Below are 24,365 nucleotides of genomic sequence, written 5' to 3'. Positions count from 1 at the left end.
TCACCATGCGTCATCGTAATAGTGGTGTGAAATTAGGCCGTACAAGCAGCCATCGTAAAGCGATGTTCCAAAACATGGCTAACTCTTTGTTCGAGCACGAGTTGATCAAAACAACTGTGCCTAAAGCGAAAGAGTTACGTCGTGTAGCTGAGCCTTTAATCACTTTAGCTAAAAACGATACAGTAGCAAACCGTCGTTTGGCGTTTGCTCGTACTCGTTCAGCAGCAACTGTTGGTAAATTATTTACCGTTCTTGGCCCTCGTTACAAAGAGCGTAACGGCGGTTATCTACGTGTTCTTAAAGCGGGCTTCCGTGCAGGTGATGCTGCACCGATGGCTTACGTTGAGCTAGTAGATCGCGAAGTTAACTAATTTCGTGAAGAATAACGCAAGTTGTTCGAAAAGGTCGGTTGAATAAACCGGCCTTTTTTAATGTCTGAAATTTATTTTCAGGTATTTGCATCATGCAGAACTAATCTGGCCTGAAAAGATAAAAAAATAATGGCTTTTTATCAAACTTGACATTGTGTATTGTCAATTTTGTGATTTAATAAAAACAGATAGTATCGCTTAGGTAAAAGAACAATATGGAAAAGCAAATCGATATTTTAATTGTGGGTGCGGGGATCTCGGGAATTGGTCTGGCAGCGCATCTTTCTAAACATTGTCCGCAGCGCTCATTTGAAATTATTGAGCGACGTGCCAGCATTGGCGGAACCTGGGATTTATTTAAATATCCGGGAATTCGTTCTGATTCGGATATGTCGACCTTTGGTTTTAATTTTAAACCTTGGAAAAAAGCCAGTGTACTTGCCGATGGCGCTTCGATTAAGGGTTATCTGGCCGAAGTAGTAGATGAATTTAATCTGGAATCGAAAATTCATTATCAACACCGTGTGTTAACCGCCAACTATGATTCTATGGCCTGCAAATGGTCAGTAGAGATTGAGGATGAACACGGCAAGAAGCAGATCTGGATTGCGAATTTCGTACTGAGTTGTACCGGTTATTACAACTATGACCAAGGTTTTCAGCCCGAGTTTCCAAATCAGGAGGCTTTTAAAGGTCAATTCATTCATCCGCAGCATTGGCCGGAAAATTTAGATTATCAGGGCAAAAAAGTGGTGATCATTGGTAGTGGTGCCACCGCGATTACTTTAGTTCCAGCGATGGTCAAAGGCGGCGCCGGGCATGTGACCATGTTACAGCGTTCTCCGACCTATATCGCTTCAGTGCCCTCTATTGATATGATTTATGCAAAGATGCGGCAGTATCTACCAGAAGATGTGGCCTATAAAATTACCCGTGCCCGGAATATTGGCATGCAGCGCGGAATTTATGCCTTGGCACAAAAACAGCCAAAACTGTTAAAAACGCTGTTACTTAAATCCGTGCAGTTTCAGCTCAAAGGTAAAGTGGATATGAAACACTTTACCCCGAATTATGAGCCGTGGGATCAGCGCCTATGCGTGGTGCCGGATGGTGATCTGTTTAAAATTTTACGTGAAGGGCAGGCATCAGTTGTAACGGATCAGATCGAAAGCTTGACTGAAACTGGCATTCAGCTGAAATCGGGTCAACATCTGGAGGCAGATATTATCGTTTCAGCCACAGGCTTAAATATCCAGATTCTTGGTGGAATTCAGGCGACGATTGATGGTCAACCTGTCGATACCTCACAACATATGCTGTATAGAGGCATCATGGTTAGTGATGTGCCGAATATGGCGCTAATTATTGGTTATATCAATGCCTCTTGGACTTTAAAAGTGGATATTGCCGCTGAGTACATTTGCCGTTTGCTGAACTATATGGATCAGCAGGGCTATGCTGAAGTCATCGCTCAGGGTGATCAGACTGAATTGCTAGAGGATACTGTGATGGGTAGTCTCAGTTCGGGCTATATTGCCCGTGCTGCAGATGTGATGCCAAAACAAGGTAAACATGCACCGTGGAAAGTCAGCAACAATTATCTTGCAGATCGTAAGGAACTTAAACAGGCTTCGTTTGAAGATAGGGTGCTGAAATTTAAAAAAAACAGCAAGGCTCTCAAACATAAACCGCGTCTGGTCTCTTAAAGTCGGATATCGAACTAAAGAAAAAGGAGTCCTGAGTGACTCCTTTTTTATGCGTCCAGTTTACAGTGAACGTGCAATCAGTTCTTTCATAATTTCGTTGGTACCGGCATAAATCCGGTTGGCGCGGTTGTCGATATAGGCCCGGGCAATTGGATATTCCAGCATATAGCCATAACCACCATGCAATTGCAGGCATTCATCTACCACCTTGCTATACATTTCTGAAATCTTATATTTGGCCGCAGCAGCGGCATCGATGCCTAATTCTTGCTTGAGTTGCAGCTCCATGCAGCGATCCAGATAAGCGCGACAAAACTCGATTTCGGTACGCATTTCTGCCAGTTTAAAGCGGGTATTCTGAAAATGGCTAATACTCTTGCCAAAGGCCTGACGTTCCTTGGTGTATTTCACTGTATGTGCGAAAGCAGCTTCAGCGCCAGCCTGACACATAATTGCCACAATCAGGCGTTCCCAGGCCAGTTCTTTCATCAACATCATAAAGCCCATGCCTTCCAGACCGAGCAAATTTTCTTGTGGTACGCGTACATCGTCAAAGAACAGCTCGCAAGTATCCTGGCCTTTCATGCCGATTTTATTCAGCGGTTTAGCTTTGCTAAATCCGGCCCGGTCGGCTTCGACCATAATCAATGAGAGATTGGCCGAGCCTTTGTCACTATGACCGGTCTTGCAGACCACAATCGCCATATCACAGAGATAGCCATTGGTAATAAAGATCTTGGATCCATTAATCACATAGTCATCGCCATCCAGTATTGCAGAGGTACGTACTGCTTGCAGGTCAGAGCCGGTTCCCGGTTCGGTCATGGCAATCGCGGTGACGATTTCCCCGGAAGCCATTTTGGGTAACCACTGCTGTTTTTGAGCATCATTGCCAAAGTTCAGCAGGTAATTGGCGACAATATCTGAATGTAGGGAAAAACCTGTGGCTGAATCACCAGCATAAGCCTGTTCTTCAATCAGAATCATGCTATACAGCCGGTCTACCCCAGAGCCGCCATATTGCTCTGGCATGGTGGCGCAGAGTAGTCCCAGTTCACCCGCTTTAGTCCAGAGCTCTCGATCCACATGCTGTTGCTTTTCATAGCGCTCGCTATGCGGAATAACTTCCTTTTCATAAAACTTGCGTACGGTTTGACGAAATGCTTCATGTTCGGCAGTAAAAAGCTGGCGGGGCAGCATCGGGGCAAGCGGGCGAATGGCTGCAGATTGCATCTTGTTATTCCTTATTCTGATCTGTTTGCTTTAAAGTAGGTCAAGCATAGATCAGCAACAATGAGCGGAATGTTCAAATAACTTAAATATGCTGATGCTTTTGGTCATTTGTATGAAATCCCTCGAAATTCAGCGATGGCTTCAGGTAAACTATTCCGGTTTATAACGAATTGGGGAAATTCGATGACTGATGACATCACCTTAGAAGAGCGCAAAGTGATTTATCGCGCGCGTCGTGGCCTAAAAGAGCTGGATGTGTATTTTGATCCCTACGTAAAAAACTACTACTTAACTGCTGATCCATTTGAAAAGCAGATGTTTGCTGAGTTGGTCGATCAGGAAGATCCAGATCTGCTGGACTGGTTTATGGAAGTCTCTGAGCCGCCGCGTCCTGAATTAAAAGATTTGATCAAGAAGCTTAAATTTTACGTCCATGGATAATCGCTGTTTCAAGCTGAAACGCAGTTATTGTGCACTGGCGTTTCAGCTTTTTATTTTTGCACTGTTGATGTACCTCCTATACCAGCTATTGCCGATTGCGATTTGGCTGCTGTGTGCTGCGATTGGACTGGTGATTTATCAGCTGTTTTATCGCAAGACGCCCCAGATTGAACAGTTTGAATATCTGGATGGACGTGAATGGTCATTGACGGCCAAATCTCGGCCCACCTGTCGGGTATGTGTTAGTCATGTGATTGATCATCAAGCTTATATTGTGGTGTATTTTCAGCACGCCAAGGCTCAGCCTTTATTGATCTGGTGTGACCAATTGCCGCTAAAACAATGGAAATCCCTGAAAGTTCTGACCAAACTTATCTAGTTGTCAGACAACGCTATTTTAATCACTTGATTGAAGTTTCAATAAAACAGATACTTAGATCATTAATACGCTTTCATTGTCAGACAGAAAATAATAATGACTTATCAGTAAGATAAATTGTATGACAATTTCCCGCCTATGTTTTATTTTTAGCCTGTACATTGAACGCACCAACAGCAAATACGGGAGAATTCAATAGAATCTCCAGTGTGGATGTTTTTGATCGTAGTGATTGTTTCAGCTTTGGTGGTTGGACAATTCGCGATGGTGCTGAAGGATAAATTTTCATCTTAATCAAGCAGAGTTATTACCGGCTCTCTGTTTGTACAGTTAATAAGTAGCATGTGCTGAACCGTCGCAATGCTACTTTTTTTTGCCCAAAATTTGGGAATTCAACAGATCAAGTCAATTGCAGTCGGCCAGTTTGATGGCACAGTGTCTAGTCCGGATTAGAGTAAATACTCTTTTATTCACAAAATGCTTCTGATATCTTTAACAGAAAGATGGACATAATCACAATTATAGAGGACAGGAAAATGTCAGGCGTCCGTAAAATATGCCAAGGTATGGCGACCATTGCAATAACAACAACAGTATTAACGGGGTGTTCCCATGTCATTAAAACCGGTGCCAATGTCGCACTGGGTTTTACCGAAAACCATATTGTCCCGCCAATTTTAGCCATGGATGATGCTGAGATGGTCTGTAATTCAGGCAATTCTCTAACTCCGGCCATCATGGCAACCAAAGAAATGGGAGCGGATCCGACGCGAGTAGCCGTATTGATGTATTCGGCTGCCGGCATTTGTGCCGAGCAAAAGGCGCTGGAAGCTGAGTTACGCTATTTGCGTGCTTCAAAATCCAACCAGGTAGCGGAAGCCCAAGATGCGCGAATTGAGCAGAAGCGCTGGGCGGCTCTAGCGGCACAGCGTCAATATACCGGTTATCAATTGTTCCAGAGCCGTTATGAAAAAAAATATCAAAAAGCCTTGGGTGAAGAATGCCCGCGCATGAACAGCGATATGGAGCAAACGGTTTATCTGCTGGGTATGCTCAGCGGTTTACAAGCCATGACCAATGATATTAATTCCGGCGGTGCAGTGCATGTACCCAAAGATATCGCTGCCGTGGTGGAACGTGGTATGACCTGTCTGGATAATTCCAAATTCTGGGGAGCACCGAATGCTACGCGTGCTGTGATCTGGACTTTATTACCAGGTGCAAGCGATGGTAAACCTGATCCTTACCAAACATTAAAACAATCTACACAAATTGGTGAGCAAAAAGGTGTACGTTTATCGCATGCTTTATATGCTGTAGCAGCACAGGCCAGTGGTGACGATGCCAAAATCCGCGATGCTTTAAAAACCTTTGCGCAGGCCCGTACCGAGGAAAAGCCGGTAAATCCACAGTTCAAGCTGATCGACAGTATGGCAGCGATTATGGTCGGTGGAATTTCAGATCGTTACTGGACAGAAAATACTGGTGTGCGCAGCGCCGATGATGGCATGCAACGTTTCTGGGATGAATCAGACAGCTCTTCGGAACTCGATGACCTGTTCAGTGCAGACCTGTAACCCAGATAGCCTGCATAGAATTTTAAGGATGAAATTAAACTAGATGGTTAGGGAGAAGCATAAGCTGATGCTAGATCAACATGTTCGACGAAAAATTATTTTTCTAGCGGCTTTTGTCTCTCTCTGTGCATGTCTGCAAATTTTCAAGGATAGTTTCATCTACTGGCAAGAGAGTTTGCTCAGTGAGTTTTGGCGACTGTGGACGGCACATTGGGTACATGTGGGGTGGACCCATTATTTCCTGAATATTCTCGCTTTTATCTGTCTGCCTTTTATTTTTCCACGCGCTATTCTATGGCACTTTTCTGCCATTTTACTGATCTTGCCACCTTTGATCAGTTTAAGTTTTTATTTTTTCTTACCCAATATTGAAGCCTACGCTGGCTTGTCGGGTGTGCTGCATGGTGCCTATGTTGCCGTTGCCTGTGTACATTTGCTGTATAAGCGGGAACGCAGTTTTGCTGCACTGGTGTTGTTTTTGATCTTTGGCAAACTGGTCTGGGAAAATACCATTGGCAATGTCGGGACTGCACAGCTGATTGGCAGTCCGGTCTTGGTCGAAGCACATTTGCTCGGGGTAATTTGGGGAGTGATGTTGGCGCTGGCCTATATCGTGAGCAATTATTTTCGGGATAATTAAAGTGCAGAGATAAATCATTTACTTGGCAGAAAATACAAAAAGAAAATATAAATTGTCATTTTTATTGTGCCAATTTTCATGCAAAGTCAAAACATAGAATAAAGATCCTGACCTTTGAAAAGGAATTTTCGGGGCAGAAGGGAAGATCGGCGTCCTAGACCAAGCATTAGGCCGCTAAAATAAAAATAGGAATACACATGCAAAATGATGATCAAAACAGATCAGGATTAGGTCTGTTGCGTTATATATGGACAGAGTGGATCTCGACCTTCGTCGTGCTGGTTTTACTTTTGCTCACTTTGATTATTGGCACCGGGGAAATGATTCACGGCCAGTTGCTGCGTATGGGCGAGCGTATTTACGGTGATCCGGCAACCGGAATGCAATATTCATTTCTAAGGGCTGAACCGACGCGGCCACAATGTGAACGCAATATCAATGTTGATCAGCGTGTTCAGCAGCAGATGAAAGCCGATGCAGCCGATGAATACGCCGATTTCTTCGGGGTGCGTTCGCAAGCGGATGTCCGTGCTGCGGTGTTACAGGCACAGCAGGTCTGTGAAGAATCCTACCTGTTTTACGATAAAGCCATTCAGCATGTGGAAGCCCATCCAAGTATTCGGGCTTATCGGACATTTGAAACCTCTTTCTTTGGAATCTTCAAGTTTGGTACGGAAAACCGGGCTTTGCTTCTGGTCATCATGGTGGTCTTTGCTGCGATCAGTGCCACCCTAAAAACCCATCATATTGGCTTACGTAGCCCGAGTACGCGTATCGACTTTAAAGTTTATTCGGTCGCCATGCTGGTTGCTAATGCTTTCCTGGCATTTTCATCCTATAGCCAATATCAGTCCGTATTGAACTCGGGCGTGCCGATGGGGGAAATGAAATACATCTACTGGTTGTGGATGATTCTGTTCAGCACACTCACCTTGATCAGCCTGTATCAGGTGATCAAACAACCAAAACCAACGCGAGAGGGCGGCAGTTTTGGTCTGGCCTTTCTGAGTGTACCGTTGTATGCCTATATGGCCATTACGACCGGAATAAATTTCACTTTCTTTATGGACTATCCAATGGGACAGGGGATTTACCTCGGTCAATTGGTAGAGTTTTCTAGTATCTTCCTGAACTTGGCCTTATTTATCTGGGCCGGTATGTTGCTGAAACAGACCCGTGTCGTGGACATGTTCCTGAATATTCTGCGTCCTTGGAATCTGGCACCTGAAACCCTGACCTGGCTAATCTTGCTGGCAGCGGCATTACCGACCGCCTATACTGGAGCATCAGGAATTTTCGTGATTGCCGCAGGTGCGATTATTTATAAGGAAGTCTGGAATGCGGGTGGACGCCGTCAGTTTGCACTGGCCGCCACTGCAATGTCCGGCTCAATGGGCGTAGTCTTACGTCCTTGCTTGCTGATTGTTGTTGTGGCATCACTCAATAAAGAAGTGACCACCGACTTACTGTATCACTACGGGATTTATGTCTTCCTGCTCAGCTCGACTTTATTCCTGGTAATTTCCCTGTTCTTTGCAGAAAACAAATTCCGCATTGCTGCGCCTACTATAGCTGCTCCTCAATCTGGTCGTGCCTTCATTGCGATTATTCCATATATCGTGATTTTTATTCTGATCTGGTTATTCTATAAATATGCCTTGTCGACTGACCTGAATGAATTTACCGCACCAGTGATGATGCCAGTCATTCTGCTGATGATTGTTCTGTTCGATAAGTTACGTCATGAACCTGCGCCGTTGCCGGCAGTGGGGCATTGGGATGAAACCTTGACCGCAACTTTAAACTCAAGATCGACACCTGAACTGGTGACAGCCGGTGCCGCGGCCAATGCAGAATATCGTGAAGCTGAACATAGCGAACAACTAGGCAAAGAACTGGCTGTTGATCATGGTGTAAAGCGTTCAAATGCTACAGAAATCCTGCGCAAGGTGGGTTTCTGGAAGTCAATGCATATTTCGACCAGTGAGACCGTGGGACATATTGGTGCGCTGGTCATCCTGATGGCACTCTCGGTGAGTGTGGGTGGCTTGCTGGAACGTATGGAAATTATGGAAGCCTTCCCGACCGATATCAGTAGTACCATTCTGGTGATTTCACTGATTGTCGGCTTGATGATTTTTGTCGGGATGATCATGGATCCATTTGGCGCGGTGATTCTGATTTCTGCAACCGTTGCTCCAGTGGCTTACCAATACGGCATTCATCCGGTTCATTTCTGGATGATTACCCTGATTGGTTTTGAGCTGGGTTACGTGACGCCACCAGTTGCGCTGAATCATCTGTTGGCCAGACAGTCGATTGGTGATGCTGAAGTGGCCGAAGCGGATGCCGAAGTACGACACCTGTCTTTCTACTACCGTTATGAACGCTGGATTTTGCCGGTGATAGTATTGCTGCCTGCGATGTTGATCATTGCCTATGTGCCTTATATCTTTAAGCTGTTCGGCTGGTATCAATAAAAGAAAAGCAATAAAACAGCACCTACGGGTGCTTTTTTATTGCTTTGATTTCGAATCTTGATCAAATCTTCGATGAATTCAGGCGCTTCTGCAGTATCGGGCTACACAGTAGAATCGCACAGAAAATCAGCCCCAGCCCGATTAGGCTATAGAGGTCCGGAACTTCCTGCCAGAACAGAAATCCCCACATACCAGCAAAGAAAATTGCCACATAGTTGACCGGTCCAATTTGTCCTGCCGGAGCCAGCTTATATGCATTGGACATAAACAGTTGGCTAAAATTGGCCAGGATGCCGGCAGTAATCAGATAGCTGAGTTCTGTCAGAGTATAAGGCCGCCATAGCCAGAACATCGGAATCACTGAAATCAGGGTGCCAATAAAGCAGAAATAAAATACAATTTTTTCCGGAGACTCGGTTTTAGTCAGTGCCCGAACCGTGACAAAAGCCATCGCCGCTAGAAAACTCGCACTCAAACCAATGACCGACATCAGGTTAATTAAACCCGAATCCGGTTTGGCAACACAGAGTACCCCGATGAAACCAATTGCAGCGGCGACTAACATGCTTGCTGTTATTTTTTCCTTGAGAAATAGCCAGGCAATCAAAGGAATAAAAATCGGAGAAGAGTAGGTGAAGACCATGGCATTGGAGAGTTTTAAATGGGCAATGGCATAGAAAAAGCCGTACATGGCAGTCAGTCCGACCACTGCGCGCCAGGTGTGCATCCATAGTTTTTCAGTTTTGAAAAAACCAATGCCTTTATTGAAAATGAAGGGCAGGAAAATAAACAGCCCGACAAAATTGCGAAAGAAGACCACGGTGGCGTTATCAACCGTTGCCGAGGCATAACGGATACACACGCCCATGACTGAAAAGAGAAAAGCAGAGCAGGTCAGTAACAGAATGGCTTTAAGCAGATGCGGAGCGGTTGGGGCAGACATGGAAACAACTGAGCTAGAAGATCTGACGATATTCTAGCTGAAATACTGTCGAGATTTACTGGCTTTGAGCAAGTTGTGCTTCAAGTAACTTGATCTGTTCCTCTTTCAGTTGAATCAACTGGTCGGCATCGCTATGCTGCGCATCCAGTGTGGCTTTTTGTTCATTGAGCTGAACTTGGATGTCATCTAATTTAGCCACTTCTTCTTTGGCCAAACTGGCATTCTCCGGCACCGGTGCATCTAACAGCTGATCTGATACCAGTGCTTTAGCTTCGATCGCCTCAGCTGCTTTCGCTGCCGCTGTATCTTCTTCAGTTTTCGCCGCAGGTTTTGCTGCCGGAACAGCTGCGATATCTTCCTGATGTATGCGTTCCGCTTCACCGGAAGAGGCATTCAACCACTGATATAGCAATACCAATGCAACGACAGTAACTAAAGCCCCCATAATCCCCATTAAAAGTTTGGGGTTATTTCTTTGTTCTACTGACATAGCTTGAACCTTGATTTTTATTTTACTGAACGAGGTTTAAACTGAATCACGCCAATTTCATCTGGAACAGCTGGTGTTTCTGGTTGGTCAACATGTGTGGGACGATTTTCCTCATAACCACACTCGATACATTCAATCCACTCATCTTCACCAGAGGTCAGCATGACGACGCGATCTAACGCCTGACATTTTGGACATTTTGCGCCTGCAATGAAACGACGTTTAATGGTCATCATACTCACCTTGTGATCAACTTAAAAAGCTAGTTTAAGCGTTTTTAGAGGGGTTCGTCCAACCTTGATGACGCAGCAATGCATCTATTTTTGGCTCGCGTCCGCGGAAATTGATAAATGCGTCAAGTGCTTGATCTTTTCCGCCAACTGCGAGGATATTTTCCCGAAACTGTTTTCCAGTGGTGGTATTAAAAATCCCTTCATTTTCGAAACGGTCGAAGGCATCACTGGCCAAAACTTCGGCCCATTTATAGGAATAATATCCCGCTGCATAACCACCGGCAAAGATATGACTAAAGCTGTGCTGGAAACGGTTATAGTCGGTGGTGGGCAGAACTGCATATTTTTCACGAATTTCATTCAGTGTGGCCTGAACCTGTTCAGCATTTGAAGCCGGATTGGCACGGTGAATACTCAAGTCAAACAAGGCAAATTCAAGCTGACGCAGGGTTTGCATGCCGGATTGGAAGAAACGTGCATCGAGCAGGGCTTTGAGCAGGTCGGCCGGCAAAGATTCCTTGGTTTCAATATGTTCACTGAGCAGATTCAGACTGTCCTGATCCCAGGCCCAGAATTCCATAAACTGGCTTGGCAGCTCCACGGCATCCCAAGCCACGCCATGCGTACCTGCCACCGCGATATTGTCCACTTCAGTCAGCATGTGATGCAGGCCGTGACCAAATTCATGGAACAGGGTAATCACTTCATCATGCGTGAGCAGTGCAGGTCGGTTGCCGACAGGTGGGGTAAAGTTACCCACCATATAGCAGATCGGTTTTTGCAGGCCATCACGGGTCTGCATGCGCGAACGGAAACCGCTCATCCAGGCACCACCACGTTTGCCTTGGCGTGCATACAGGTCAAAATAGAAACCGCCAATCACCTGACCTTGATCTTCCAGTTCGAAATAACGCGCCTCTGGATGCCAAACCGGCGCTTCACGTTCAATCACCTGAATGTCATACAGGCGATTGACAATACTGAACAGGCCCTGCAGGATTTTTGGTGCAGGGAAATAAGGTTTCAGCGCTTCCTGTGACAGATTGAACTGCTGCATTTTCAGCTTTTCTGAATAATAGCTGCTGTCCCAAGGTTTCAGTTCATCAATACCATCTTCAGCGGCAATGGCTTTTAGTTCTGCAATTTCCTTGGTTGCCGGCGCACGGGCATGCTCTGCCAGATCACGCAAGAATTCGTCTACTGCTTCTACACTTGGCGCCATTTTGCTGGCCAGGGACAATTCTGCATAATTGTTGAAGCCGAGCAGCTTGGCCATTTCCTGACGTAAGCTGAGGATTTCTTCAATTAAGGCGGTATTGTCAAATTCAGTCTGTTCGGACTGATCTGAAGCGCGCGTGGTATAGGCTTTATACAGCTCTTCACGCAGTTCACGATGTTCCGCATGGGTCATGATTGCCAGATAAGACGGGAAATCTAGCGTAGCCACCGGCTGATCCAGCTCGCGTTGCTGGCCATATTGTTTTAACAGCTCAATATTACTTTCAGAGAGACCCGCTAACTCATCTTCAGCTAATGGTCTGAAATAAGCCTGAGTCGCATCCAGCACATGGTTGGAGAAGTCGGAAGATAATTGGGACAGGCGTGCAGAAATTTCCGCATAACGTTTCTTCGCTTCGCCTTCTAAGGCCACACCAGACAGTTTGAAGTCACGTAAGGCCAGTTTGATGGCACTTTGCTGGGCTGCAGGTAATTCATTAAAAATTGATGCATCATGAACATGCTGATAAGTTTGATACAGCGCCGTATGTTGACCTAGTTGTGTATAGTATTCGCTCAGACCCGGTAATAAGGCTTGATAGACGTCACGGGTTTCGGCATTGTTCATCACGGCATTCAGATGCGATAACACGCCCCAGGATTCACTCATATTATTTTCGAGGGTATCGACCTGTTCCAGAATCTCAAGTTGGGCCTGAACCGAGTCTGGCGTGTCAGTCAGTTCATTTAAAAACTTTTGTCCGGCTTGAATGGTTGTTTCAATTTTTTCTTTGAGATCGGCCAGGGTAATCTGATCAAATTGTGGAACAGGCAAAGTTGCCTTATCTAAAGTCATGTCGGTCTGCCAAATTAATTTTCTATATTCAGTCTAGATGTAGGGCCTTTGGTGGGGGAAATCAAGGTAGTTAAAGTTTTTTCTCTAGCTTTGTATTTAATATTTTCAATTCTTTATTAATATTTTGAAGCTGTTCAATAAATCCACCATCAGATGAAGGTAAGGCTTCTAGTTCATTTATATCGATGATGGAAATATCAGTGATTTGAGTTTTCCATAAGTTTAAAGGGTGCTGATACCAATACGTGACTTTCATGGTGATAGGATTATTATCTAAAGCCTCTCTGAGGCCGCCGTATTGTCCCCAATCGTATATATAGCTCTGATTGGGTGGAAATACTTTGACTCCATGTTTGAAAATACCGCTATCAAAATAATCTTTTGAAGCATTTAATTTTTTAATTCCGAAGGCCCGTTTAGGAATGGGTTGATCACTCGATATTTGTACATTATAGGCAATGGATTTTCCTATATTCTTTATCTGTAGTTGAATGAAAGATTGCTTACCGTAATGCGGAAGAGCAAAAACTATAATTTGTGGTTGCTGATCAGATTTAAATACGGCATAAGTCACAAGCAAAGCCATTAAAGAAATGATCAAAGTAAAAATAGTTATGGTATCCATTCTTATAATTTTTCCTATTTTAATATTTTGATTATAAATAAAAAAGAGCGCCTTAGCGCTCTTTTTATACCGTCAAAAATTATTCAGTCTTGGCTTTTGCATTCGACTTTTTCTTTTTCACTTTGGTCTTTTTCTTTACTTTATCTTTAGCCTTTGCTTCAGGCTTTGCTGCAGATTTTTTAGCAGACTTGCTGTTGTAAGAGCTGGGTTTTCCTTTGGCTTTTTTGCGTCGTATGGGCTGTTCTCCATCGGCATTCAGGCTGGATTTAGACTCGCGCTCATTCTTGCTAAAAACCTCTTCTGTTGCTGCTGGACGTACTGCCGGTTTTTTCTCGCTCACGCGCGGCGCACGGGCACGGATCGCACGGCCGGCATGACTGAGTTGCTGTACCAGTTCAAAGTCGATCTTGCGCTCTTCCAGATTGACGCCAGCCACCTTGATCTTGACTTCATCGCCCAGACCAAAGACCTGACCACGATTCTGGCCGACCAGATTCTGGCTGACTTGATCAAAGACAAAGAAGTCATCGCCCAACTGGCTGACATGCACCATACCATCCACATACAGGTCTTTTAGCGTCACAAACAGGCCAAACTCTGCTGTCGCACTAATGATGCCAACAAATTCTTCACCCAGATGCTGCTGCATATAATGACATTTCAACCAGGTCGTCACCGAGCGAGAGGCTTCATCGGCACGGCGTTCAGTGGCAGAGAAATGTGTTCCTGCTTCATCTAAAGCTCCACCTGAAAGCGGAGATGGCTTTTTATTTAAATGCGCTTTAATGGCACGATGCAATAACAGATCTGGATAACGTCGAATTGGCGAAGTGAAATGTGTGTACGCCTCATAAGCCAGACCGTAGTGCCCCGCATTGTTAGGGCCGTAATAAGCCTGCATCATGGAGCGTAATAACACCGCATGAATGCTTGGTGCATCTATGCGGTCTTTGGTCGCTTCAATCACCGCCTGATAATCTGCTTGGGTCGGTTGCTCCGGGAATTTCAAACCAAGCAGCTTGACGAAATCACGGACTTTTTGAATACGCGAGAACTCAGGTGGCTCATGTACGCGGTACAACATCGGAATTTCATTTTTCAATGCATATTCTGCGGCTGCCACGTTGGCCAGCAACATACATTCTTCAATCAGCTTATGCGCATCATTACGGCTACGCGGCAAAATCTCTTTAATTCCGCCCAGCTCATCAAAAGTCATATACGTTTCAACGGTTTCAAATTCCATGGCATGACGTTCAGCACGTAAGCCTTTCAGAACCTGATAGAGTTGGAACAGGGTGTTGATCGACTTGCGAACTTCGCGATCTTCGGTAATGGCCTGACTGTCGCCTTCCAGATATTGGGCAACCTGATCATAAGTCAAACGTGCTTTAGAGTGCATCACGGATGGATAGAACTCAAAACCGGTAACACGACCGGCACGTGACAGTTTTAAATCACAGACCATACAGAGACGATCAACAGCCGGATTTAAAGAACACAAGCCATTCGACAAGGCTTCAGGCAGCATTGGTAAAACAAAGTGCGGGAAGTAGACAGAAGTTCCGCGTTCCTGAGCTTCATCGTCCAGCGGTTTGCCTGTACGTACATAATGACTGACATCGGCAATCGCTACGACCACGCGATAGCCACCGCCCGGACGTTTTTCAGCATATACTGCATCATCAAAGTCACGTGCATCTTCACCATCAATAGTGACCAAAGCTAAATCACGCAGATCCACACGACCTTCACGGTCTTTCTCTGTTGGTTCTTTAAAGCTTTCTGCATCCTGAATCACTTCTTCCGGGAATTCATAGGGCAAACCATATTCTAAAATGGTTTGTGGAATGATGATTTCGGTATCGGCTTTATCTGCCATGGACTGGACAATATGACCGGTCGCAAATTCTTCACGGGTCGGATAAGTATCAATCGCCACGCGAATCGAATCACCCAGATTGACTTGCGCATGTTCAATCAGTTCTTTTTCAAGAGTAATGGGCTGATGCGCATTTGGGCTAGCAGGTTGAACAAAGTATTCACCTTCATATAGGGAAACTTTACCAATGATCTGCTTAACGCGGTGCTGCACAACTTCAGTCACATAACCCCAGGCTTTACCTTTACGGTCTACTGAAGTTTGACGTACTTTGACACGGTCGCCATTAAAGACCAGCCGTAGTTCACGCTCAGCCAGTAAGAGATCGTCCTGGCCAGAAATGTTGGCAGTTCCCATCCCGCGGGAATTGATATAAACCGTCGCTTCGGATTCAGGCTGCTCGACGGCAATCTGGAATTTATAACCATCTTTCATCAATTGCCCGTCACGCACCATCGCAATTAAACGATGGCTGAGAGCATCAATACTTTTTTGATCTGCAATTTCGAAATGTTCTACCAGGTCGGCATGAGACTGGGCATTATTTTTTTCTATGGTTTCTAAAATTAGCGTACGGCTTGGGATAGGGTTGTCATAACGTTCGGCTTCAGCTTTTGCTTCAGGATCGACCCAGTTTTTCATCATGTCTTTAAATTTATCTTAGGAGATAGGTTTAGCATAAAACATGTGTGCGCAGACTGCACGTAAATGATTGCAATAATCCATTTAAGTTTTCAATTTTCTGTTCATTTTAGATAACTGGAAATTTATTCGGTTTTTTGAGCAGGAAAATGTACGAAAAATCGCTGAATTGCTTAAAAAGTATTTAAACGAGCAAAAATATGCACTTTTTTTCGATGCTGCGCTTGCAGTGCCATGCCGAAATTTGTATTATGGCCGCACGTTACGGTGAGATGGGTGAGTGGCTGAAACCACGTCCCTGCTAAGGACGCATACGGGTAACTGTATCGAGGGTTCGAATCCCTCTCTCACCGCCACGCTTACTTATGTCGCGCGCTCATAGCTCAGCTGGATAGAGCACTTGGCTACGAACTAAGGGGTCGGGAGTTCGAATCTCTCTGAGCGCACCAAGTAAGTTAAGCAGAAAAACGTATTGCCAACCTAGGCACACAAGTTACGCGCTCATAGCTCAGCTGGATAGAGCACTTGGCTACGAACTAAGGGGTCGGGAGTTCGAATCTCTCTGAGCGCACCAACTTTAACAATCAACCGCTTTCATAGCGGTTTTTTTGTGCCTGAAATTTGGGGACATCTTTCTCGGTATTTGCTGTGTACTTTTCATCAGGATGAAATGGAGCTTGTCGCCACATTGAATGCAGCGTCAAAGTCCGGATGGTATTAATTGTTTTTAGCTCTAAATGTGCAGAAATTCTCACAGAAAACTGTAAATACTGCTGTATCGTTTAATTACTATACATTCGGTTGTGCTTTTATTAAAAAACACTTAACAAGCCTTAAAAAATCCGTATAATTCACCCCATCAAGACGTCGCGCTCATAGCTCAGCTGGATAGAGCACTTGGCTACGAACTAAGGGGTCGGGAGTTCGAATCTCTCTGAGCGCACCAATCTTGATAAGAATTCTGAAAAAACCGCATATTGATGCGGTTTTTTTACGTCTGTAATATTTAACGCTTTTTCATATAAAAAACCAATAACTACCGATTCGTTGATTATCTTAATTTTTGCTGTACCTTGAGTGCATAGACGGTATTGCCACCCACCGCAGGTAATACATCGTGATAGGGCAGACTGCGCATGGCCCTTAATAAAAACGGTGCTTGATCATGAATCTTCATGCTGCTGGTGATTTGGAACAGATTACCTTGTGATTGCGGCAATAGCTTCATGCTGCCTTTGACAAACTTTAAGTCGCCACCATTGGCATTGAACTGATTCTGCAAGGGATCGGGCTGGTAAAAACGCATCTTGAAGTTAAATGGAATCTGAATCACGCCTAAGCCCACTGAAACTTTATAGTTGGCATCTACACTTTGGGTATTGATCGGGTTAAGTTCGACTTTCTTGATCTGGCGCGGGAAAAGCTGTTGACTGGCTTGTGCAGCCAACCACGGTCGTAGCTTGTTTACCGAATGCGGAAAGTATTGATAGGTGCTGCTAAATCTCAAATTTTCTGACACTTTTCCTTCTTTGACCTGATAGCTGGGCAAAATAAAACTGACCGGTTGGCCGGATTTTTGACTAAGCTGGGCAATCTTCTGTAGCTGTTGTGAATTAAATTTGAGCTGTGGAGTCGGGGCGGTGAGTGTTGTGGCATGACTGGTTTTAAAGCGCTGTTGCAGTGCTTCGAGTAGAAATGCGTTGGTACCGGGAGGAATGCCAAGTTTGGCTTCAGGCAGGGCATTGAGAATTTTACTGAATAGAAAACCTTTGGGCTGGTTCAGGTCGCCCCACTGGGTCACTGTCACCAGAGTTCTGTGCGGATCAAGCGCGAACCATTCCAGTTTTCCAGCGCCATAAGGAATGGGTGCATCAATAATTAAAGTGCTGATGCTGTTATTGCCCAGATGATGCTGCATCACCACGGTTTCTTTGAAGTTCAATATCGGAATTGGTGTGGGGATATGCACCTGATATTTGACCTGCTGAATCGAGCCTTGCTGTTCTAGAATTTTGGCTGACTTTAAAGTCGGAAACAGGCCAACATAATCCGGATAATGCTGTAGCAATTTCTCGACCTGTGTTTCAGCCACAGGCAAAACCACGGCGGCACTATAAAATTGTGCCTTGCTGGTGGCCTTACTGTTTAAGGTAGGAAGCTGGGTTTTAGTCACCGGATGCGCATAAATCAGAATCTTTTCGCCTGTCAATTCTGCCAATTGTTGGGCATTGCCCGGATAAGCACTCAGGCTACTGGGTAATTCTGCATCCCAGGGAATAATCTTGGCCAGTGATAGAGTAGACAGACCCGAACAGATACCGATCGCAATGCATTGCTTGAATCCTTTCATTCAACATCCTGTTGCATATTTTTTGTTTTAATTGCTGTTTATTTAAAACTAAATACACGTTTTTCCAAAGCAAAGTTATGTAATTGATGCGACAGGCCATAAGCATTGTGCATATTTTGCTATAGTATTGGGCAAGATTTTATTTTTTTTGATGTGATGCTATGACTGAGTCAGCACCGACTTTATCGACCCGTTATTTTCTGACTTTAGAAGAATCTCAGGATGGTTTTGCCTTGGCGACTTTTGGCAAAAAGCAGATTTCACGTTTTCTGACGCCTCTGGTCAGTATCGGGATTATTATTTGGGGCTTTTCGATGGGCTTTGACGGGGTAGGACGCTATTACGTGGCTTTGGGGGCATTCTTCCTGATCCTGCAAGGCATCATGCGTTACTGGTTTCTGCCGATGATGTTTAAACGCCAGTTCGTCAAATATCAGTTTGGTAAGAGTGAACAAGGCCTCGATCTGTATCAGGACTATGCGGAAATTTTTAATAATGAGCGTAGCAAGCTGGTAGCGTATAGTGAAGTGCAGAATTTTGCTGCCGGCAAACTGACCTATATGCTTGAACTGAAAAACCGTACCGTCATCATTGTGCCAAAACGTGCCTTTAAAGATGCGACTGAGCAAAACATTTTTGAGAATGCATTTAAAAAATAATCCAGAGATCGATATAAAGACAAATAAAGGAAAGTTTTGATCATGAGTACACGCCCATCCAAAATTGTCTGCGTTGGTCGCAGTTATGCCGATCATGCCAAAGAACTCGGAAATGCGATCCCTGATCGTCCGGTCTTATTTATTAAGCCACCGAGTGCCTTAGGCTCGCTCGATGCAGGGATTGAATGGAATCCGGAGTGGGGCAACTGCCACTATGAATGTGAACTCAGTTTGCGTATTGACCGGACTTTAAGCAAAGAAAATGATCCTGTAAAAGCACTGCAAGCGGTGGGTGCGGTGACTTTAGGTCTGGACTTGACCCTGCGTGACTTGCAGGATGAACTCAAGAAAAAAGGCCAGCCTTGGGAACGTGCCAAAGCCTTTGATGGTTCGTGTCTGTTGTCAGACTGGATTCCTGTGAATGATGTGGTCGCGGACTGGCAAGATGTGCATTACACTTTGGAGGTGAATGAAGAACTGCGTCAAAAAGGCGATACCGCTTTATTGATTTTTGATATCGCGACTTTACTGGCAGATATTAGCCAGGTATTCACTTTAGAAGAAGGTGATGTGGTGATGACGGGTACACCCGCAGGTGTGGCGGCATTGCATGCAGGCGATCAGTTAAAAATGATCCTGAAAGGCCAGTCTCAGGATTATATCTGGACGACTTGGGTTAAATAAGCTGAACGGTTTATTTTTTGATTGAAAGGACTGCGAACGCAGTCCTTTTTTATCGAGTTTTAAAATATTTACAGCGCTGGCAAAATAATAGAAAAGTATTGTTTTACCGCAGAGAAGATTATAGTGGGCACTTTAAAGAGGTCACAGGAGTAGGGGTGAAGCAACGTCAGGCGCTAGATGCCAAAGCATCTGCCATCATGTTTGTATTATGTATGTTGTGGGGCTACAACAGGTCGTGCTGAAATGGGCGGCCAGTGATATTTCAGTCTTGATGCAAATTGCCTTGCGTTCAGCCTTGTCTGCGATCATGGTGTATCCCCTGATTCAGCAGAGCGTGCGCCGTCAGCTTTTGAGCACCCGCTATTTGCCTGCAGGATTGCTGGTCGGAATACTGTTCGCAACCGAGTTTTATCTGATTGGGGAAGCACTACGCTATACCTCAGCTTCGCATACCATTGTTTTGCTTTATACTGCGCCGATTTTTGTCGCATTGGGTCTGCACTGGAAATTGCCGGCAGAGCGTTTGTCGCGTGTGCAATGGGGCGGTATCTTCGTGGCATTTAGCGGGATTGTGGTCAGTTTTTTACTCAGACCACAGACAAGCTCTACTTTACAAACCGATGCTTTGTGGGGAGATTTTCTGGCCTTACTCGGAGGTATATTCTGGGCAGCCACCACTTCAGTGTACGTCTGAGCCGACTGGCTGAAGCACCTGCCACCCAGACCTTATTCTATCAATTATTGATGGGCGGCATATTATTGCTACCCTTGGCCTTTTTTAGTGGGCAAGCGACCATTCAATGGACGACCCTGTCTATTTCCAGTCTGATCTTTCATACCGTGCTGATTTCCTTTGCCAGTTATTTGATCTGGTTCTGGATGCTGAAACATTATCTGGCTTCACGTTTGGGCGTATTTTCTTTTTTAACGCCTGTATTTGGCATGCTGTTTGGGGTGCTGATTCTGGATGAACAGATCGAACTGAATTTTATTGTTGGAACCTGTATGGTCATGCTGGGCGTGATTCTGGTGAGCTTGCAGGGATGGCTGAAAAAACCGAATACAACGAACAATCCTCAAGAGCAAACATGAACGTCTGGTCGATGAAACTGGCCACCTGGATTGGCCTGTCTTCCATTCTGATCTGGGCCAGTCTGGTGGCTGTGGTCAAATTGATTACCGAATCTACCAGTCCGGTGCAGGGGATTGCCCTGATTTACACTTTTAGTAGTCTGGCGATTCTGGCATTGATTGGATTTCCTAAAATCATGCAAATGTCGAAGCGCTATCTATTGGGGTGTGGGGCTTTGTTCGTTGCTTATGAAATTCTATTTCTTGTTGCAGTTGCCTGGTCGGATCACCGTGAACAGGTGATGCTGATTGCGATGATTAATTATCTCTGGCCACCTTTGATGATTGTCTTTTCGGTATTTGCTCGGCAATTGCAGGCGCGTCTTTGGGTCATTCCAGGATTTTTGCTTGCTGTAGTCGGTCTGATGTTGGTGGTCAATCCTGAAATTACCAATCTATCGAAACTTATGCAGGTTTTAGCTGAAAATCCTTGGGCTTATGGCTTTGCTTTTATCGGTGCCTTGTTATGGCCATGTTATTGCATTCTGACCAGAAAATATGGTCGTGGACAAAACGGCGTACCGATTTTTTTTGTGGTCGCCGTCATTGCGTTATGGGGCTTACATCTGGGCTTGGATGAGCCTTTCAGGATGCCTTCATTGAAGCTCTGGCTGGAAATCGCCATAGTAGGCAGTCTGATCGGGATTGCTTATAGTAACTGGAATCAGAGCATGCAGTACGGCAATATCAAGGTACTGATTTTGGCCACCTATTTTATGCCAATTCTGTCTTCAGTTATGTCGATGCTGATTCTGGATATTCGACCCGAGCTGAGTTTTTGGATTGGTACTGCTTTGGTGACCGCAGGTGCGATCGTCTGCTGGAAGTCTACGCAAACAACTTAAAAAAATCCTCTCAAGCGAGAGGATTTAGGATTATTTATTCCGGAACAATTCGGAAAGTGGAAAACTCAGCTTTTCTTCCAGATATTGATCGGTTTCCTGTAGCTTAGGCGAGAATTTCTGCATCCAGATTTCCTCGGTATGTGCCTCGGTGAAGTGATGCTTACGTGGCAATGGATAAGGAAGTTGCAGATAAAAGTCCCAAAAACTCACCTGATCCAGATCACGTACCAAGACATATTCATTGTCATCGGTACGTTTGATCAGATTTTGTTTTTCAAACATGCTCACATAGTTTGGCCAGCGACCAATTTCATCACGACCCAAAGCATCTAATGCTTCTGCTTCACTAATGCTCTCACCAGTTTTTTGCTTTTTATAAAACAGCTCTAATAGATCCAGCAGCATGATGATTGGGTGACGTTTATGATCCTGGCCAGATTCAAAGGCCGTCAGGGCATAACTGATCTCAACGCCGAGTAAGACAATATTCCAGGATAAATAAATCCACAGTAGAAAGATCGGCACAGCGGCGAATGCACCATAGACAATCTCATAACTGGTAAAGTTTGACATCACAAAACCGAACAGGTTTTTAAGCAGCTCAAACACCACTGCACTAAACAGGCCGGCAATAAATGCAGACTTGAGTGGCACACTGCGATTGGGGATGGTCCAGTTGAGAATGAAAAACCCGAGTACGGTCAGAGAAAAGGAAATGGCCCAGAGGATAAAAGCACCATTAAGTTCATACCCGGCAAAGTTATTGCTGAGGATACTCATGGAAGCCACGGTTGATGAAATGACGAAGGCACTACCCAGTAAAATTGGTCCCAGCGAAATGATAGTCCAGTAGCGCATAAACCCGATAATTCCACCTCGGGTCTGAGTCACTCGCCAAATTCGGTTAAAGGCCGTTTCGATACTGGTGAGCATTAATACGGTCGTAATGAATAAAAACAGGATACCAATCACGGTTAAATTACTGGATTTATCGGTAAAGGCATTCAGCGCTTTATCAAAGGCAATCGTGGTTTTGGGTAGAAAGTTACTGTAGATCAGCTGTTGCAATTGTTGTCGTGCAGGCTCTAAGGCTTTAATCGATGAAATAATGACCAAGAAAACCGTCAACATCGGCACGACTGCGAAAAGCGTAGTATAGGTCAGAGAACCGGCTTGCTCACGACAACGGTCTGCTTCAAAGCGTCGAAGTACGAATAAAATAAACTGAAACCAGTGTTTCTCATAAAAGGGTAACTTTTTTAAATACTCAACAATCATGTGCATCCAATCTCAATTTTTTTAATCATCATGAATTTTCATCCATTAGCTTAACCAAAAAAGTTACAGAATATCGTATAGTTTTATTTTTTTAAGTAATGAATAAGAAGCCTCATGCAACCTTATATTCTTGTTTTATATTACAGCAAATATGGCTCAACGAAAGAAATGGCACATCTGATAGCCAATGGCGTTGAATCGGCAGGAATGGCGGTAAAAATTCGGACTGTCCCGAATATTTCTAGCGTCGTAACCATAGCCGAGCCGAGTATCCCGGCAGAAGGGGATATTTATTGCAGTTTAGAGGATTTGGCCCAGTGTTCTGGCTTGGCCTTAGGTTCACCGACCCGTTTTGGCAATATGGCCTCAGAAATGAAATACTTTTGGGATCAGACCACCAGTCTATGGCTGAATGGCGCGTTGCATGGTAAGCCGGCTTGTGTCTTTACCGCATCGGGCTCCATGCATGGCGGACAGGAAAGTACCTTGTTGACTATGCTGCCACCATTATTCCACCACGGTATGATGATTATGGGGCTCAGTAATGCTACAGCTGCCTTGTCCAATACCAAGACTGGCGGTACGCCGTACGGTGCCAGTCATGTCAGTGGCCCACGGCATGATCAGGGTTTAAGCCCAGATGAAAAAGTTTTGTGCGAAGTACAGGGCAAACGACTGGCTGAAGTGGCTTTAAAACTCAATCAGTCTTAAGCATTAACTCACAAGGAAATGAAGAACTCACTCACTTCATTTCCTTCATGATATTAATCTTCTTTTTGATCTTTTTGATCTTTTTGATCTTTTTGATCTTTTTGATCTTTTTGATCTTTTTGATCTTTTTGATCTTTTTGATCTTTTTGATCTTTTTGATCTTTTTGATCTTTTTGATCTTTTTGAATAAATCTATGTTTGCATTTTAAACATTGATAATCCAAGAATAAATTACGGTCGACGGAAATCCCGGCTTTTTTGCCGAGGAAATTCCCTATTACGCCACCGGTAATGCCAACACTGATTGCCCCGACAAAAGTACCCACTGTCCCACCTAAAATTACACCTAAGGGGCCAGCAACAGTACCAATCGCTGCGCCAACGGATGCGCCAGAAGCGGCACCACCGACTGTACCCGCAGTGGCACCGGCCGAGCTCATGAGAATGCCACCAATTTTCTTTAAATTCTGTTCGTGATCACGCTGTTCGATGTCAGTGGAACCACATTTAGGACATTGCATAGGTTTTTCCATCAAGGATTGGTATTCACTTGTTTTAAGTTTATGGAGGAGATGCAATTTTCTCTAGATCAGCAGCTCTTCATAATATGCTGCAACAGCATATATACATGCTGAATCCTGAGGTCAGGAGCATTTCCTACCTTCCTGATTCTAGTTGAATTAACGCTCAAACATTGTATTTCAGCTGTAAATATATTTATTTTTATCTGCGTGAGTCATTTTTGAATTATTTCGATCATGCAGGACACTATAAGATTTTGGAGGTTTTTCTTCCTCAGTACTCTATCTATACACAGGCCTGATTGGCCATTTCTTTATATTCAAAGCAGCTGACGGTTTCTGGGGTAATCCTCCCATAAATAACCGAAGTTAAAAGTAGAGGTTAAGCAGCCATTAGAGGTGGCTTTCCTTTGTTAGCTTGATGTGGTCTTTCATGGTTGTAATGCCACAACCAGTTTGTTGCATAATCT

21 protein-coding genes, 4 tRNA genes and 1 pseudogene are annotated in these 24,365 nt (G+C 44.6%); 16 read left to right on the top strand and 10 right to left on the bottom strand.

Annotation, left to right across the window (positions count from 1 at the left end):
• Positions 1–5 precede the first annotated feature (5 nt).
• Positions 6–371 carry a 50S ribosomal protein L17 gene (gene rplQ, locus FTU87_RS13125; RefSeq protein WP_004281488.1) on the top strand — a complete coding sequence of 122 codons (366 nt, stop codon included), beginning with the start codon at positions 6–8 and terminating at the stop codon, positions 369–371.
• 215 nt (positions 372–586) lie between these two features.
• Positions 587–2,077, top strand: coding sequence for an NAD(P)/FAD-dependent oxidoreductase (locus FTU87_RS13120; RefSeq protein WP_074383580.1), 1,491 nt, complete (start codon positions 587–589; stop codon positions 2,075–2,077).
• Positions 2,078–2,137: 60 nt separating this feature from the next.
• Here FTU87_RS13120 and FTU87_RS13115 read toward each other — a convergent pair whose 3' ends face one another.
• Positions 2,138–3,310 (bottom strand): acyl-CoA dehydrogenase family protein, encoded by a 1,173-nt coding sequence (locus tag FTU87_RS13115; protein ID WP_100357817.1) that lies wholly within the window; start codon positions 3,308–3,310, stop codon positions 2,138–2,140.
• Positions 3,311–3,493: 183 nt separating this feature from the next.
• On the opposite strand from FTU87_RS13115, the gene FTU87_RS13110 reads away from it, so the two are divergent.
• The 5 genes from FTU87_RS13110 (at position 3,494) to FTU87_RS13090 (ending at position 8,827) form a co-directional block, all read left to right on the top strand.
• Positions 3,494–3,751: a succinate dehydrogenase assembly factor 2 gene (locus FTU87_RS13110; RefSeq protein ID WP_005094125.1), complete on the top strand. Its 258-nt coding sequence runs from the start codon at positions 3,494–3,496 to the stop codon at positions 3,749–3,751.
• A complete protein-coding gene (locus FTU87_RS13105) occupies positions 3,744–4,130 on the top strand; it encodes a hypothetical protein (RefSeq protein WP_005094124.1) in 387 nt (128 codons plus the stop codon). The genes FTU87_RS13110 and FTU87_RS13105 overlap by 8 nt, the downstream gene beginning before the upstream one ends.
• Before the next feature lie 536 nt (positions 4,131–4,666).
• A complete protein-coding gene (locus FTU87_RS13100; protein ID WP_074383578.1) occupies positions 4,667–5,707 on the top strand; it encodes a hypothetical protein in 1,041 nt (346 codons plus the stop codon).
• Between the two features lie 67 nt (positions 5,708–5,774).
• Positions 5,775–6,347: a rhombosortase gene (gene rrtA / locus FTU87_RS13095; RefSeq protein WP_180097602.1), complete on the top strand. Its 573-nt coding sequence runs from the start codon at positions 5,775–5,777 to the stop codon at positions 6,345–6,347.
• A gap of 197 nt (positions 6,348–6,544) precedes the next feature.
• A complete protein-coding gene (locus FTU87_RS13090) occupies positions 6,545–8,827 on the top strand; it encodes a TRAP transporter large permease subunit (RefSeq protein ID WP_180097600.1) in 2,283 nt (760 codons plus the stop codon).
• 61 nt (positions 8,828–8,888) lie between these two features.
• Here the strand turns inward: FTU87_RS13090 and FTU87_RS13085 are convergent, their stop codons facing one another.
• The 6 genes from FTU87_RS13085 to rnr all read right to left on the bottom strand — a co-directional run bounded on the left by FTU87_RS13085 (position 8,889) and on the right by rnr (position 15,719).
• On the bottom strand, positions 8,889–9,770 hold the full coding sequence (locus tag FTU87_RS13085) for a DMT family transporter (RefSeq protein WP_074383575.1): 882 nt from the start codon (positions 9,768–9,770) through the stop codon (positions 8,889–8,891).
• A 55-nt stretch (positions 9,771–9,825) separates the two neighbouring features.
• Positions 9,826–10,260 carry a hypothetical protein gene (locus tag FTU87_RS13080; protein ID WP_005168705.1) on the bottom strand — a complete coding sequence of 145 codons (435 nt, stop codon included), beginning with the start codon at positions 10,258–10,260 and terminating at the stop codon, positions 9,826–9,828.
• Positions 10,261–10,277: 17 nt separating this feature from the next.
• Positions 10,278–10,487 (bottom strand): YheV family putative zinc ribbon protein, encoded by a 210-nt coding sequence (locus tag FTU87_RS13075; RefSeq protein WP_171304310.1) that lies wholly within the window; start codon positions 10,485–10,487, stop codon positions 10,278–10,280.
• A 40-nt stretch (positions 10,488–10,527) separates the two neighbouring features.
• A complete protein-coding gene (locus FTU87_RS13070; protein ID WP_180097624.1) occupies positions 10,528–12,582 on the bottom strand; it encodes a M3 family metallopeptidase in 2,055 nt (684 codons plus the stop codon).
• Between the two features lie 55 nt (positions 12,583–12,637).
• Positions 12,638–13,192 (bottom strand): hypothetical protein, encoded by a 555-nt coding sequence (locus FTU87_RS13065; protein ID WP_159516277.1) that lies wholly within the window; start codon positions 13,190–13,192, stop codon positions 12,638–12,640.
• A gap of 79 nt (positions 13,193–13,271) precedes the next feature.
• Positions 13,272–15,719 (bottom strand): ribonuclease R, encoded by a 2,448-nt coding sequence (gene rnr, locus FTU87_RS13060; RefSeq protein WP_005168700.1) that lies wholly within the window; start codon positions 15,717–15,719, stop codon positions 13,272–13,274.
• Positions 15,720–15,982: 263 nt separating this feature from the next.
• Between rnr and FTU87_RS13055 the strand changes: the two genes are divergently transcribed.
• From FTU87_RS13055 to FTU87_RS13040, 4 genes are all read left to right on the top strand, one after another.
• Positions 15,983–16,072: transfer RNA gene (locus FTU87_RS13055), tRNA-Ser, on the top strand.
• Between the two features lie 16 nt (positions 16,073–16,088).
• Positions 16,089–16,165 (top strand) — tRNA-Arg (locus tag FTU87_RS13050).
• Positions 16,166–16,213: 48 nt separating this feature from the next.
• Positions 16,214–16,290: transfer RNA gene (locus FTU87_RS13045), tRNA-Arg, on the top strand.
• Between the two features lie 295 nt (positions 16,291–16,585).
• Positions 16,586–16,662 (top strand) — tRNA-Arg (locus FTU87_RS13040).
• Positions 16,663–16,767: 105 nt separating this feature from the next.
• Here FTU87_RS13040 and FTU87_RS13035 read toward each other — a convergent pair.
• Positions 16,768–18,066 carry an SRPBCC family protein gene (locus FTU87_RS13035; protein WP_180097598.1) on the bottom strand — a complete coding sequence of 433 codons (1,299 nt, stop codon included), beginning with the start codon at positions 18,064–18,066 and terminating at the stop codon, positions 16,768–16,770.
• Between the two features lie 161 nt (positions 18,067–18,227).
• Between FTU87_RS13035 and FTU87_RS13030 the strand changes: the two genes are divergently transcribed.
• From FTU87_RS13030 to yddG, 4 genes and pseudogenes are all read left to right on the top strand, one after another.
• Positions 18,228–18,725 carry a YcxB family protein gene (locus FTU87_RS13030; protein ID WP_005094104.1) on the top strand — a complete coding sequence of 166 codons (498 nt, stop codon included), beginning with the start codon at positions 18,228–18,230 and terminating at the stop codon, positions 18,723–18,725.
• A gap of 42 nt (positions 18,726–18,767) precedes the next feature.
• Positions 18,768–19,409, top strand: a complete 642-nt coding sequence (locus FTU87_RS13025) for a fumarylacetoacetate hydrolase family protein (RefSeq protein WP_005094098.1) — start codon at positions 18,768–18,770, stop codon at positions 19,407–19,409.
• 155 nt (positions 19,410–19,564) lie between these two features.
• Positions 19,565–20,501: pseudogene (locus FTU87_RS13020) on the top strand (DMT family transporter).
• Positions 20,498–21,385, top strand: a complete 888-nt coding sequence (gene yddG / locus FTU87_RS13015; RefSeq protein ID WP_180097622.1) for an aromatic amino acid DMT transporter YddG — start codon at positions 20,498–20,500, stop codon at positions 21,383–21,385. The pseudogene FTU87_RS13020 and the gene yddG overlap by 4 nt, the downstream one beginning before the upstream one ends.
• A gap of 30 nt (positions 21,386–21,415) precedes the next feature.
• Here yddG and FTU87_RS13010 read toward each other — a convergent pair whose 3' ends face one another.
• A complete protein-coding gene (locus FTU87_RS13010; protein ID WP_100535170.1) occupies positions 21,416–22,663 on the bottom strand; it encodes a YihY family inner membrane protein in 1,248 nt (415 codons plus the stop codon).
• Between the two features lie 114 nt (positions 22,664–22,777).
• Here FTU87_RS13010 and wrbA point away from each other — a divergent pair, with 114 nt between their 5' ends.
• Positions 22,778–23,374, top strand: coding sequence for an NAD(P)H:quinone oxidoreductase (gene wrbA, locus FTU87_RS13005; protein ID WP_074383568.1), 597 nt, complete (start codon positions 22,778–22,780; stop codon positions 23,372–23,374).
• Positions 23,375–23,427: 53 nt separating this feature from the next.
• Here the strand turns inward: wrbA and FTU87_RS13000 are convergent, their stop codons facing one another.
• Positions 23,428–23,895 carry a hypothetical protein gene (locus FTU87_RS13000; protein ID WP_180075521.1) on the bottom strand — a complete coding sequence of 156 codons (468 nt, stop codon included), beginning with the start codon at positions 23,893–23,895 and terminating at the stop codon, positions 23,428–23,430.
• Between the last annotated feature and the right edge of the window lie 470 nt (positions 23,896–24,365).

This window comes from Acinetobacter sp. YH12156, assembly GCF_013418235.1.
GTDB classification, from domain to species: Bacteria; Pseudomonadota; Gammaproteobacteria; order Pseudomonadales; family Moraxellaceae; genus Acinetobacter; species Acinetobacter pseudolwoffii.
This window is presented reverse-complemented; position numbering and strand designations above follow the sequence as displayed.